Raw genomic sequence first — 13,982 nt, forward strand, 5'->3', positions numbered from 1 at the left:
TTGGCGCAAACAGGAAAGGAAGCCACCCGTGTTGTGGAAACGCCTTCTGATACTTCCGCCGGTGATCGCCGGGTTCGCTGTCATCTACTGGGCCACGGCGAACAGGCTGCAGCCCGAGACGCGCGACATCTCGGAACGTGCGGTGCCCGTATCCTACATCGTGGCCGAGACGCGAAGCTTTGTGCCCCGCGTCACCGGTTTCGGAGTCGTGGAGCCGGGGCGCAGCTGGAATGCGGTCGCGCAGGTGCAGGGCCGCATCGTGGATCTGCATACGGAATTCGTTCGGGGCGGCACAGTACGTGCCGGACAAGTGATCGCGCGGATCGATCCTGAGGCCTATGACCTGGCCGTCGCCCAGGCCGAGGCAAATGTCCGCAGCGGCGCCGCGCAACTCGCCGAACTTGATGCCAATGCCGAGGCCACGCGCGCGCTCCTCGCCATCGAACGCGAGGCGCTGGACCTCGCGGAACGCGAGCTGAACCGGCAACGCCAACTGGCCGAGCGTGGCCAACTGGCTGCATCTGCCGTGGAGTCCCAACAGCGGGCCCTGCTGAGCCAACGCTCCGCCGTGCAGTCGCTGGAAAACCAGCTGAACCTCGTGCCCGCGCAGCGCGATGCGCTCGAACAGGCGCTTGCGGTGTCGGAAGCCTCGCTCGATCAGGCCCGGCTCGATCTCGACCGGACACGTATTCTTGCACCCTTCGACGGTCGCGTCGCGATGGCTGATGTCGATGTAGGGGAATTCGCCAGCCACGGCAGCCGGCTTGGAACGCTCGACAGCATCGCGACCGCCGAGATTGATGCACAGGTGGCCCCCCAGGACATGGCCCAGCTGTCCCGGCTGATCTTCGCAGACCGCGGCCCCTCGATCTCACCGTCAAACCTTGCCGCTGAGCGCCTTACGGCCCGGGTGCGCCTCAATGTCGAGGGCTTCGACGCTGAATGGGTCGCCAAAGTCGACCGGATCACCGATGGCGTCGATCCTCAAACACGGTCCATCGGCGTCATCGTAGCCGTGGACAATCCTTATGGTCTGGCCCGCGCCGCTGAGCGTCCGCCTCTCATCAAGGGCATGTTCGTGGAGGTCGAGCTTGAAGGGCCGGTCGTAGAGGGTGTCATCGTGCTGCCGCGCCGGGCGATCGAGGGCGGCAAGATCATGGTCATCAACGAGACAGGGCGGCTCGCCTTCGCAGATGTCGAGATCGTTTTTGCGCAGGACGATCTGGCGCTTGTGTTCCCCGACAGCCTTGTCGAGGGGACGCAGGTGATCGTGAGCACGCCGTCGCCGGCCATTCCGGGAACGCTTCTCGCCCCCGAGCGCGACATCGGGACCGAAGCCCGGCTTGCGTCGACAGCCCTTCCGACGGCGACAGACGCGGCGGGCAGCGGCGGAGTAGACGAATGATCCGGTATTTCACCAAGCACCCGACGGCCGCCAACATCCTCATGACCGTATTCCTGGTGCTGGGTGTGGTCGCGCTCCCGTCGCTCTTGCGGGAGACGTTTCCCCGAATAGACTCGAGAACCGTCCAGATCACCGTAGCCAATCCCGGCGCGACGTCCGCCGAGGTGGCGCGGTCCATCTGCCGACCGCTCGAAGAGGCGCTGGAAGGGATCGAAAACCTCGATGAAGTGGTTTGCGTGGCGCGCGAATCTCTCGCCCTGACGAATGTGGTGATGCGGCAAGGCGCCGGTTTCGATCAGTTTGTCACCGATGTGGAGGCGGCCATCGACGCGATCACCGGCCTGCCCGAACAGGCCGAGGAACCGGTTCTCGAACAGCTCGGCCGGGTGGATCCCGTCGCCTCGGTAGCGCTTACCGCGGGACCCGACGTGGCGGCGGCGGATCTCAAGGCGCTGGCCGAGGACGTCAGACGCCGCATGCTGCGCTGGGGCGGCATCCCGCGAGTCGACCTCGAAGGATTTTCCGACCACCAGATCCGCATTGAAATCCCCGAGGCTGCGGTCCGCCAACTGGGACTGAGCCTGTCGGACATCTCGGGCATCATTGCCCGTCAGAATGTCGATGCTCCGGTCGGCGAGGTGGTGTCGCCCGAGGGATCGACACTGCTGCGGCTCACCGCCGAGCGGCGGTCCCTTGCCGACTATCGAGACCTTGTCATAGCGTCGAGCGACGCGGGCGGCGAGGTCCGGCTCGGGGATATCGCGACGATCACCGACACCTTCAGCGATGCCGAGGTCCTGACGGTGCTGAACGGGGAACGCGCGGCGCTTCTGAGTGTCTCGAAAACGCCGAGCGACGACACGTTGCGCGTGATGGATGCGCTGCGCGCCTTTCTGGACGACGAAGGTCCGCGTCTGCCCGAGGGCGTCGCGCTCACCATCACGGGGGACACGTCCGGCGTGCTGGCGGACCGTCTGACGATGCTGACGGTCAACGCGATTGCCGGTCTTGTCCTCGTCTTCGCGGCGATGTGGCTGTTCTTCGGGTTCCGGCAAGCATTCTGGATCACCGCCGGGTTGCCAGTTTCGTTTCTGGGCGCGATCGCGGCGATGGCGGCGCTTGGGTATTCGCTGAACATGCTGACGATGGTGGGGCTCTTGATCGTGATCGGCATCCTGATGGATGACGCCATCGTCATTGGTGAAAACATCGCCAGCCAGCGTGCGAGGGGCCTGTCCCCAGCCGAGGCGTCGGTCGCCGGCGTCGCCGAAGTGGCGCCCGGCGTTGTGGCCTCGTTTGCAACTACGACGATCGTCTTCGGATCGCTTGCCTTCCTCGAGGGCACTATCGGAGAGCTTCTGCGCGTCATTCCCGTGGTCATGATCCTCGTTCTGGCCGTGTCCCTGGTCGAGGCGTTCCTGATCCTGCCCGCGCATCTCAGCCATGGTGGCGGTCCCGGCGAAAGTCAGCCGCGCCTCGCCGATCGATGGCTTGACCGGGTGCGCTCGGGTGTCGTCGGCCCCGTCGTTGGGACCGTGGTGAAGTACCGCTACCTCACGCTGGGGCTCACGTTGTTCATGTTCCTGTCGTCGCTTGCCATGCTTGTGGGGGGCGTGCTGAAGTTTCAGGCCTTTCCGGAAATCGACGGCGACCAGGTCGAGGCCCGGCTGGAACTGCCCGCCGGGGCGTCGCTGGAGGACACGCAAGCCGAAATGGCCTACGTTCTCGCCGCGCTTGACCGGGTCAACGCCGACCTGTCGCCGCACAATCCTGACGGCGCGCGTCTGGTGCAGGATGTTGTCGTCACCTATGCCCAGAACGCCGACGCAGGCTCGACCGGACCGCATCTGGCAACTGCCCGTGTCGACCTCCTGCCTGCGGAAACCCGCGGTGTGACCCTCGACGAGCTTCTTTCCGCTTGGCGAGACGCCGCGCCCCAGACTCCCGGCATGCGCCGCCTCAGCCTGACGGAACCCGGCATAGGCCCCGCCGGGCGCGCGATAGAGCTGCGCTTGCAGCACGACGATGTGGCGGTGCTGGAGGCGGCATCGGAAGAGTTGCAGGCATGGCTCTTGCGCTACCGCGGCACGTTCAACATCACCGACGACCTTCAGATCGGCCGACCCGAACTGCGCGTGACCCTGCGCGACGACGCGCATTCCCTTGGGTTCGATGCGCGCGCCGTCGCCGACCAGTTGCGGGCGGGATTTCTTGGCGTTCAGGCCGACGAGGTGCGGATCGAAGGCGAGGCCTACGACATCGACCTGCGGCTTTCATCGTTTGACCGCGAAACCCTCGGCGATGTCGAGCAGTTCACCCTGACATCGCCCGCGGGCGCACGCGTGCCTTTCGGCGTGGTTGCGGACGTGTCGACCGGGCGCGAGTACGAGTCCCTGCGCCGGATCGACAGTGTCCCGACCGTGACCGTTACAGGAGACGTCGACACGACCGTGGCGAATGCGGACGAAATCGTCAGCGACACGCTTTCATCAAAGGTGCCCGACCTCATGGCCCGATACCCGGGACTGGACATCGGGGTCGAGGGCCAGAATGCCGAAGCGAGGACCACGCAGGCATCCATGTTGCAGGGCCTGATGCTGGGACTTGTCGGCGTCTACCTCGTGCTCAGCTTCCAGCTGCGCAGCTATGTCGAGCCGATCATCGTGATGGCGATCATTCCCTTCGCCCTGCCCGGTGTCGTGTTCGGCCATATGGCGCTCGGTCTCGACCTGACGCTTCCCAGCATGCTCGGCTTCGTGTCCCTGGCCGGGATCGTGGTCAACGACTCGATCCTTCTGGTCAACTTCATCAAGTCCGAGCACCAACCGGGCGTGACTCGCGTCGCAGAAGCGGCAGTTCAGGCCGCGAAGGCGAGGTTTCGTGCGATCCTGCTGACCTCCGTGACGACGATCGCAGGGGTACTTCCGTTGCTGTCGGAAACCAGTCTGCAGGCGCAACTCCTGATCCCCCTCGTCGCCTCGATCGCGTTCGGTCTCTTGGCGACCACGGTTCTCATCTTGCTCGTCGTCCCCGCAACATACGCAATTCTCGACGATTTCGGCCTGGTCGATCCGGCGTCTGAGCCAAGTCTCGAACCAACGGGGTCGACCCGCGACACGCCGGTGCCTTGGATCAATGACAGCGGACTGCCACCGTGATCCCTAACAGGACAGCCAGACGTGATGCAGGCATCCGCGCTGATCCAAGGGTACTTTCCAGTGCCGCAGCGGCGCCAGAGGTGCTGTTCCTGGTAGCGTCCACGGACTTGGTGGACTTTCAAATCGCGCTGGCGGTGTAACCGGGGTGGCCATTGGGCGCCTTTTCCGAATGTAGACGTCAGGTGGAGAGGTGTTGAAGAAAGTAGCCCTTTTGGCGTGGGGGCTCTATCAGCGGCCCCTTCACCAGCCGGTTCTATTCGGTCCAGCCGGTGACGTCATGGCCGCCATAGACCATCCGACGGATCATCGGTGCCGTCAGGCTGGCCGAGAACCCGGCCACCGGTGCACTGATCCGGTCGAGACGGTTCATCTGGTCGTCCGAAAGCCTCACTCCCGTGGCCGCTATGTTGCCGGTCAGCTGCGCGACGCTGCTTGCGCCGACGAGGGTGGATGTCACGCCGCGCTGCGCCATGACCCAGGCCAGTGCGATCTGTGCAGGGGGGCGATCCTGCTCGGCGGCCACCTCTTTCAGGGTCGCCAGGATCTCCCAGTTGCGCGCGCTGAACTTGCTGTCGCCGAACGGGTTTGCGCCGCTCAACCGCCCGCTGCCTGAGGTGTCCTCGCGCTTGTATTTCCCGGTGAGGAAGCCGCCTGCGAGCGGGCTCCAGGGCATCACGCCCATGCCGCCTTCATGCGCGGCCGGGATATGTTCCGCCTCGATGTCGCGGGCGACGAGGGAGTATTCCACCTGCATCGCGATCGGGCCCGGCACACCGCGCACATCGGCGATGGTCGCCGCCTTCATGGCCAGCCATGCTGGCATGTCGGAAAAGGCGTAGTGGCGGATCTTGCCGCTGCGGACCAGATCGCCCAGCGTCTGGACGATCTCTTCCACCGGCGTGACGCCGTCCCAGATGTGCATCCAGTAAAGGTCGATATGGTCGGTTCCCAGCCGCCGGAGCGATGCGTCAAGCGCGCGGTGGATGTTCTTGGACCCGGCGCCGCCTGCGTGGGGATTTCCCGCACGCCCCTGACTGGCCGAGAGAGGGCTACTTGATCCGTTGAAGCCGAACTTGGTGGCCAGCACGATCTCGTCGCGCGACCCGGTGTCCCGGATGAACTTGCCGACGAATTCCTCACTGACACCGCCCGCGTAGATATCCGCAGTGTCGACAAAGTTGCCGCCCGCGTCCCGGTAAGCCTCGAAGATCGCGCGCGATCCGGCCTCATCGACGCCCCAGTCGCCTGGGCCAAAGGTCATGGTGCCAAGGCACAGGGGGCTGACGACCAGACCGGATCGGCCAAGGGCGCGGTAATGGGACAGGGACATGGAGGCTCCGATGTTTCATAGTGAATGATATGAAACATATCGCCGCCTTGCGAGGTGGCGTCAATGGGTTTATTATCAGTCACTATGAAACGTGATCCGACACCTCTCCGCAAGACCGGGCGCCCGCTGTCGTTCGACCGCGACGACGTGCTGCAAAAGGCCATGCTGGCGTTCTGGCAAAGCGGCTACGAGACGACCTCGATCTCGGACCTCACGGCCGCGATGGGCGTGACGGCGCCCAGCCTCTATGCCGCCTTCGGCAACAAGCAGCTGTTGTTTCTGGAAGCGATGCGCCGCTATACTGGCGACCCCGCCGCACTGGAACGGACCATGCGCGACGCGCCGACGGCGCGGGACGCCGTGGCCGGGATGCTGCGCGGGGCGGCCATGCTCTACACAGGCGAGACGACGCCGCCGGGCTGCCTGCTGGCCAGCGCCGCCGCGACAGGATCGCCCGAGGCGTCAGAGGTGCGCAAGGCAGTGGCTGCCGAACGGCGCATCATTCGCGACATCATCATCCGCCGCATCGAGGTGGATGTCGCCAAGGGGCTGCTGCCGCCGCGCACCCGTCCTGAAACGCTCGCGGACCATGCGATCGCCGTGACGCAAGGCATGTCCGTACTTGCCCGTGATGGCGCGGATCGCAGCCGCCTTCTGGCTGTTGCAGAAACCGCCACCCTGGGCTGGGACGACTGAGAGTTAGAGCCTCCCCGGGCTGCGCGGGACGCCGCGAAGGCGTGGCATGGCAGGGTACATTTTCGCGCGTGTTCCCGCCTGGAATGACCATAGCATTACTTGAATCTGCCCTCATCCCCACGACTTCCATCACGGCAGGTTGACGCAGGGTTTCGCTCGAACGCGCAGCGACTTCATTGAAGAATATGCAATCCAGATTCGCCTGAATGTTTGGGTTGGCTGGAGAATTATGTTGATATTCAATGTGCGGTCGTCCAGATTACATCACGGTTGGGTGATATGGCGTCGAATCGCTGCGGGCATTTTCAGCATGATGTCTGTTCGATTTTGGCATCATTATTTAGTTAAATATTGAGCGAACACTTAGAATCCAGTTTTCTGGATCAATTTTTATATTGTCCATCAAATGGCTGATCCAAAATCTTGCCATGTCGATCTCACCCATAGCGGTGCAAACATGAATGAAGGACGAAGACTTATGACGCAGTCATCTCGGCTTGGTTTATCTTTTGATTCACTGATACTGGCCCCGCGTCGTGCTATCCTTCCGATCCTGCTCGCTGCTTGTGCTGCGGTCTCGCCAATGTCCTCCAGCGCGCAGACGAAGGGAATCCTTCAGCAAGGCGACGCGGTGGTCACGGCATTCTCGGGCGTCACGCAGTGGCGGCACCCCGATGGGGCTGACCCGGTCGATTACCAGATCATCAACCAGCAGGGCGTGACCTTGCAGGTCTTTGCGCTGTCACAGATGTTCGGCGTGGACGATGCCCGCCAGATCCCGGTCGAGCGCGGGTTTGCTGCCTCTGCCGCTCAGATTGGCCAGGTGTTCGGCGTAACGCTTGATGATGGGCTAGACGCGGCCGGGAAGCCCGGCGCACCCAATCTCTATGCCACGGCAACATCGGCCTTCGGTCTGCAGCTTCTGCTCGAGACCGATACCGAGGTGACGCGCACGAAGACGGGCGGCGTGGGCGTCCGGTTCATGCAAGGGCAGTTCGGCGCAGAGGACGGCGCGGGACCGGGCACGATCTGGAAGGTCGACGGGGCGACCGGCGTGATCTCGATGTTCGCGAACGTCACGCTGAACGGGGTCGAGAATTCGGGGCCTGCGCTTGGCAACATCACTTTCGATCCGATCAGCCGCAGGCTGTTCGTCTCGGACCTTCAAACCGGGATGATCCACGGATTCGGGCTCGACGGGCGCGAGGTCGATCAGTTCGACCATGGCGTCCTTGCCCGAACGGCGACCCGGCTTGTTCCCGTGGCGCATGATCCGGCCCGGCGGATTGCGCTGACCGATCCCGGTTTTCTTGCAAACGAACCAGCGACCTGGGGATTTGCCCTGCCCGAGCGACAGGTCTGGGGCCTTGCCGTGCGCGACCGCCGACTGTTTTACTCCGTCAGCGCCGGACCCGAGATCTGGTCGGTCGGACTGGCGCTCGATGGCACGATCCAGAAGGACGCGCGCGTCGAGATCCGGGTCGTCGCCCCGGTGGCCGATCCGGTCACCGACATCACGTTCGATGCAGACGGGTCGATGTTCCTGGCACAGCGCGGCGCCGAGGCGGCAGCCTATGACTACACCAGCCTTGCGACGCCAGAACGCGCTTCGGTGCTGGTCTACACGGGCAAGAAGCGCCCCGACGGCACCTATGAGTGGGCGGCCGACGCAGGTGAGTATCCGGTCGGATTCCAGGGCGAGAACCGCAACACCAACGGCGGCGTGGCGCTTGGTTACGGCTATTACCCCGACGGCTTCATCAAGTACGATTCCTGCGAGGCGATGGTCTGGTCCACCGGCGAGATGCTGCGTGAGAGCGCCGAGCATGCTGCACGCCTGGGCGATCCGGGCGTGGTCCACGGGCTTCAGGGCACCGACAAGACGCTGATCAAGCCGGCGAACGTCCCGCCCTTCAAGTCCTACCACATCGACTATGACGAACTGTACACCGACGACATGTTCCACGGCCACATGGGCGACGTGGCGATCTGGGCCAAGTGCGGCAACGCCATCGGCGCGACCAGCACAGGCGGCTCCAGCGAGACCCCCATCGACGTCGCGGGCAAGCCGATCAAGCCCACGGTTCCGGTCGGCTGGACACCCCGGGTGCCGGGCCAGCCCGACATCAAGATCTCCAAGACCTGCTCTCCCGCGGCCTTCGGCGGCGCGCTGCAATGCACCGTGACGCTTATCAACGTGGGCGATGTGGAACCTGCGGCACGCGTCGGTTTCACCGATCTTGCGACGCCTGACTTCGGTGTGGCGGGGGGCGGCTTTCCGCTGGTGTTGCTGGACGCCGGGCTTTCGGATCCGAACTGGGTCTGCTCGCCGCTTCCGGCAACGTCGCTGACCTGCTCGATCGCCGGAGCGGCGTTGACGCCGGGCAAGGCGCAGTCGGTCAACGTGGTGGTCGACATCTCGGCCATCGCGTCGCAGCCCGGCTGGCAACTGACCAACAGCGCCACCCTGTCGACGAACGGCACCAAGGCCACCGCCACCGTTGGCGACACGCTGGTCCTCAGCAAGACGGCGCCCGCAACCTGCCGCGCGGACGAGGTGTGCACCTTCACCATCTCGATGACCAACTTCGGGCTAAGCACCTTTTCAGGAACCTTGGCGTTCAGCGACGATCTGAACATTGACGGTCAGCTTGCCTCGGGGGTCGTCGTCGACGGTGTGTTCCCGAGCCAGGGCTGCAGCATCCCCAGTGGTGGCAACCTGCCGCTGGAGTGGGAATGCCCGATCACCATTCCGTCTTTCGGCATCAAGACCTTCGAAGTCGACATGTTCATACCCAAGCTGTCCGGGCCTGCGGCGGGATCGGTTCCGGCACGCAACTGCGTGGTTGCGACCAGCCCGTTCCTGGCGCCTGCGTCGAACATCGGGTCTGGCCAGGGCACGTCGCCGGTGTTGTCCAACATGTTGACAGCGCCGAACCCCGCTGCCGCACCGGGCATGGTCTGCGTCGATTTCCAGATCGAGGCCGCCAACCCCGTGCTCGCGCCACCGCCCCTTGTCGGGCTGCCGAAATCGCCGTTCCCGATGCCACCGGGCCTGGGATGCAAGGGACGGCCCGAGATCGTCATCTCGTCGGTCAATCCCGGCACCTTCTCGTCGGCGGGTGTGCCCATCGACTTCGAGTACACTGTCACCAACAAGACGAGCTGCGACATCTTCATGTTCCGGGTCTTTGAATCGCTGCCGATGACCGGGCCGATCCTGTGCGACTCTTCCGTGTCGCCGCAGCCCAGCCCGTTCGTCGGAACCTGGCTTGGCATGCTGCCGGTCAACCGCAGTGTCGTCTGCCGGAACACCCATGTCACCGTGAGCGGCACCGGCTCGATCAGCAACCAGGTCCGGCTTGACAGCAGATGGTAAGGCAGGGGGGCCAGTCCGGCGCCGGGCGCATGCGTCTCGCCCGTGCGCGCCGTGCGCTTCACCTTCTGGTCGCGGTCCTGTGCCTTGCCCTTCCGGGTGCGGCCACGGCCCAGCCGGTCGGCGCGCCGTTCAGCACACCGGGACAGAACACCGGCGTCAGCTTTGCACAGCGGACCGGCCCCGGCATCGTCCTTGCCCCCAGCGACAACGACGCGGTCACGATCTTTGCCTGCGCGGCGGACCGCGTTCAGGCGGATGGCACCTGCGCGCCCGAGCCTGATGGCCAACCGGGCGATGTCGCTGGCGGCACCCCCCCTGCAGGCGGCGGTGGCGGACCCGGGGGCAGAGCGCCCGGACCGACCGGCACGTCAGCGCCTCCGGGTGTCCAGGTGCCCGTTCGTGTCTCGCTTGCGCCGGACGCTGTGCGTTCCGGCATCCAGCGTGTCGATTACGGGACCGAGGTGTTTTCGGCCAGCGGCGGGGCGGCCCCTTATCGTTTCACGCTCGGCGGCGGACAGCTTCCCGGCGGTCTGAGCCTGTCGGATGACGGCGCATTGCGCGGCATCCCGGTCGTCGAAGGCGTGTTCGAGTTCACCGTGAAGGCCGCTGACGCCAACGGCGTCGTCGGCGAAAAGGCATTCCGTATCTCGATCGTGGCTCCGGGCATCATCAAGGCACCGCCCGCCATCGATCAGGTGACGATCACCTCCTGCCCCGAGGGGCAGATCCGCGCGGATGGAAGCTGCGGACCCGACGATATCGCCTCCGGCGGTCCCGCGCCGACCGGCGGCGGAGGCGAGGCACCGCCCACAGGCAGCGGCACACCGGCAACGCCCGGCATCCCGCCTGTCGCAACCGCCGACCCCGCGCCCCAGCCGCCGCAAATCCTGATCGTTCTTACCCCGCGCAGCCTGCGCGACGGACGCCAGCGCATCGACTATGGCCGCGAGGTGCTGGCAGCGTCCGGCGGCACCGGACCGTACAGTTTCGCCGTCTCGCAAGGCGGTCTGCCCACGGGCCTGACCCTGACGCCCGATGGCGCGCTGTCGGGGACACCCCTGGCGGACGGCAAGTTCGGCTTCACGGTCGCCGCGCGCGATGCCCAGGGCAACATCGGGCAGCAACCCTACACCGTCGCGATCATCCCCCCGGGCGGCGTCAAGGCTCCGCCCGCAGGCGACACCATCGTCATTGGCCCGCCGCCAGAGCCGGAACCGGAGCCTGTTCCGTTGGAGCCGCTCGCGCTGGCCCCCGATACGCTTCCGCGCGGGACAACCGGCACGGCATATGGCCCGCGCGAGGTTCTCCTCAGCGGCGGCACGCCGCCCTACACCACCGTCGGAATTCCGGCACTCCCTCCGGGACTGATCGTCACGGCGCTGGACGCCGGTGCGGGGGTTCGTATCGACGGCACACCGCTACAGGCCGGGGCCTTCGAGGGGGCGCTTGTCATCAGCGCGGTGGACGCGCGCGGCGTATCCGTCACGACCGTCTACCGCATCGACATCGACGATCCGCTGTCGATCCTTCCCGAAGGATTGCCGACCGGAACGGCGGGCGTGCCCTATGGGCCGGTCGACGTCATCGTCGGGGGCGGCGTTCCGCCTTACACCAGCTTTGCCTCGCAGGCCTTGCCGCAGGGGATGACCGTCAGCGATCTTGGGCAGGGACGCGGCGTGCGCCTGCAGGGCACACCGGGCGCGGCGACGCGCATCGACAATGCGCTGGTCTTGAACGCGGTCGACGCGTCCGGGGCTGCCATCACCATGGGATATGCCCTCGAGATCGTCGAAGCGGCTTGCCCCGACCCGACGATGTACCGCTTTGCGGGCCTGTGCACCTGCCGCGAAGGGATGCTCAACATCGGCGGCACCTGCACCGCGCCGGTCGAGTTGATGCCGCCATCCCTGGCCGACGGCACCAAGAACACGCCCTACCCACCGGTGCAGCTGATCGCCAGCGGCGCGGGGCCGTACAGCTTCACGCTTGCGCCCGGGCGCGGCACGCTTCCCGGCGGCATGACCCTTCTGCCGAACGGCATCCTTGCCGGAACACCGTCGAGCGCGGGACAAAGCGGCTTCACCGTCGAAGTGCGGCGCGGCGACCAGCTGCTTCTGGCGCAGGACTATGTGCTGGCCGTGGCCGATGTGCGCATCGACGTCTCGCCGTCCGAACTTCCGGGCGGCAATGTCGCGGTGCCCTACACCTACGAGCTGTCCGCGAACGGCGGACGCGCGCCCTACAGTTTCAGCTTCTCGGGCACGGCGCCCGGCTGGCTGACCCTTACAGGCGCGGGCCTGCTGTCCGGCGTGCCGGAAACCCAAGGGACCGTGCCGCTGGCCGTGATTGCGCGCGATGCCAATGGCAACCTTTCACAGGAAAAGCGCTATTCGATCAATGTCGAGGCGGCGCTTTGCCCGTATGCCGGGATGACCGCTTCGCTCAGCCCCGGCAGCGGCAGCAGCTGCGTGTGCAAGCCGACGCTGTATCCCTTTGCCTCCGGCAATGGCTGCGGACCCTGCGCGGATGGCCAGAAGCCCTTTGGCGGCACTTGTCCGCCTGCGCTTGGCCCGGTCACACCCCCACCGCAGGTCACAACACGGGACACCTGCACGGGCGGCATGGTGCTGGGCAACAACGGCGTCTGCGGGTGCCCTGCAAGCAAGCCGCGCGTCGTGAACGGCGTCTGCCAGGCGGCCCCGGTCGCACCGCCGCCACCCACGGTGCAAAAGCCCACCGCGCCGGCGCCCACCCCAGCGTCGGGCTGCCGGGCGGGCGATGCCCAGTTCGCAAGCGAGGCGGCCCTGCGATCCCATCTGCAGTCGCTTGGTGGCGGAGAGGGTTACATCATGACCAGCAACGGCAACCGCATCTTCTGCGGCCCGGCTGGCCGTGCACAGGCGCCCGCGCCGCAACCACAGCCACAACCGCCGACACGTCCTGCACCGCCGCCCCAGCAGGGACCGACCTGCAACGCCAACGCCGTGGCTTTCGCCTGTTCCCTGCTCGGCCTCGGCTTTGACTCCTACGCCTGCGACTGCGCCGGGCCGGTCTACACGCCGGAACCGGACTACCCGGACGAGGACGACTTTGGAGGTGATGACTACGACGAGGACTATGGCGACACCTATGACGAGCCGCAAAGCTGCGAGGCGTCCTGCGCCGAAGGTCGCGATGTCGGGTCGAATGGCTATTACGCCTGTATCGAGAACAACTGCTAGCGCCCCTGCTGCGGGACCGCTGCCGTGGTCTCGCCTCTTGCCGAAAGGAAGAACATGAAACGTCTTAATGCGACCGGACTGATGGCCCTCGCCCTGCTTTTTGCCGCTCCATTTGCGGCACCGACAGCGCAGGCCCAGACCCTGTGCACGCCCTATAGCGTCAACGTTCCGATCCTGCAGGTGTTGCGTGATCCCGATGCGCCGGGGGACTATGTCTCGATCCTTCAGCAAGGCGACATCGCGTGCATTTCGAACGATGCCAAGGTCGGGCCTCAGCAGCTTGGCCTTGTGGTCAACAAGACCGAGGCAGATGGCACGGTGGTCGATGTCGGCGGCTGGGCCAGCACCATCTTCATGACCGCTCAGGCCGGGGCCGTCGCTGCCGCCGCGCCTGCTCCGACTGCGGCTGCGCCCGCAGCAGCCCCTGCCGCAGCGCCCGCCTCGATGGCCGAACCTGCCCCCGAACTGACCGAAGAGGACATCCTGCGCTTTGACCAGCCGGTGCCCTACGGCGCGCCGCAAGTGCGCGGCAAGACGCTTGCCGAACTCATCGAGGGAACCCCGATGTTCCCGCCGATCGAGGGGCTGCCGGAAGAGCTGTGGAAGAAGACCTGCACCAACTGTCACGAATGGAACGCGCAGCGCCTGTGCGAGCAAGGGCAATCCTACCTGCCGCGCGCTGCCGCGATCTTCCGTCACCAGCACCCCTATGGCGGCGCCTACAAGCTGTCGCTGATGCGCTGGGCCAAGACCGGATGCCAGTGATCACGCCCCCGCGCGCCACACCCATGCA

General features: G+C 65.6%; 7 protein-coding genes. 6 read left to right on the plus strand and 1 reads right to left on the minus strand.

All coding sequences use genetic code 11. The annotated features are described in order from the left end of the window. The first annotated feature begins 28 nt into the window (after positions 1-28). Complete coding sequence (locus tag KTJ87_RS15635; RefSeq protein ID WP_267140082.1) at positions 29-1,405, plus strand: efflux RND transporter periplasmic adaptor subunit; 1,377 nt, start codon at positions 29-31, stop codon at positions 1,403-1,405. Beyond that, positions 1,402-4,563 carry an efflux RND transporter permease subunit gene (locus KTJ87_RS15640; RefSeq protein WP_267140083.1) on the plus strand — a complete coding sequence of 1,054 codons (3,162 nt, stop codon included), beginning with the start codon at positions 1,402-1,404 and terminating at the stop codon, positions 4,561-4,563. The genes KTJ87_RS15635 and KTJ87_RS15640 overlap by 4 nt, the downstream gene beginning before the upstream one ends. 253 nt (positions 4,564-4,816) lie before the next feature. Here KTJ87_RS15640 and KTJ87_RS15645 read toward each other — a convergent pair whose 3' ends face one another. Next, positions 4,817-5,893 carry an aldo/keto reductase gene (locus KTJ87_RS15645; RefSeq protein ID WP_267140084.1) on the minus strand — a complete coding sequence of 359 codons (1,077 nt, stop codon included), beginning with the start codon at positions 5,891-5,893 and terminating at the stop codon, positions 4,817-4,819. 84 nt (positions 5,894-5,977) lie between these two features. On the opposite strand from KTJ87_RS15645, the gene KTJ87_RS15650 reads away from it, so the two are divergent. From KTJ87_RS15650 to KTJ87_RS15665, 4 genes are all read left to right on the plus strand, one after another. Continuing rightward, positions 5,978-6,589 (plus strand): TetR/AcrR family transcriptional regulator, encoded by a 612-nt coding sequence (locus KTJ87_RS15650; RefSeq protein ID WP_267140085.1) that lies wholly within the window; start codon positions 5,978-5,980, stop codon positions 6,587-6,589. A 631-nt stretch (positions 6,590-7,220) separates the two neighbouring features. Continuing rightward, entirely contained in the window at positions 7,221-9,968 is a 2,748-nt protein-coding gene (locus tag KTJ87_RS15655) for a hypothetical protein (protein ID WP_267140086.1), read from the plus strand. A 29-nt stretch (positions 9,969-9,997) separates the two neighbouring features. Next, on the plus strand, positions 9,998-13,189 hold the full coding sequence (locus tag KTJ87_RS15660) for an Ig domain-containing protein (protein WP_267140087.1): 3,192 nt from the start codon (positions 9,998-10,000) through the stop codon (positions 13,187-13,189). Positions 13,190-13,243: 54 nt separating this feature from the next. Beyond that, positions 13,244-13,954 (plus strand): hypothetical protein, encoded by a 711-nt coding sequence (locus KTJ87_RS15665; protein ID WP_267140088.1) that lies wholly within the window; start codon positions 13,244-13,246, stop codon positions 13,952-13,954. Positions 13,955-13,982: the final 28 nt, after the last annotated feature.

The organism is Anianabacter salinae (assembly GCF_019061145.1).
Taxonomy (GTDB): Bacteria; Pseudomonadota; Alphaproteobacteria; order Rhodobacterales; family Rhodobacteraceae; genus Anianibacter; species Anianibacter salinarum.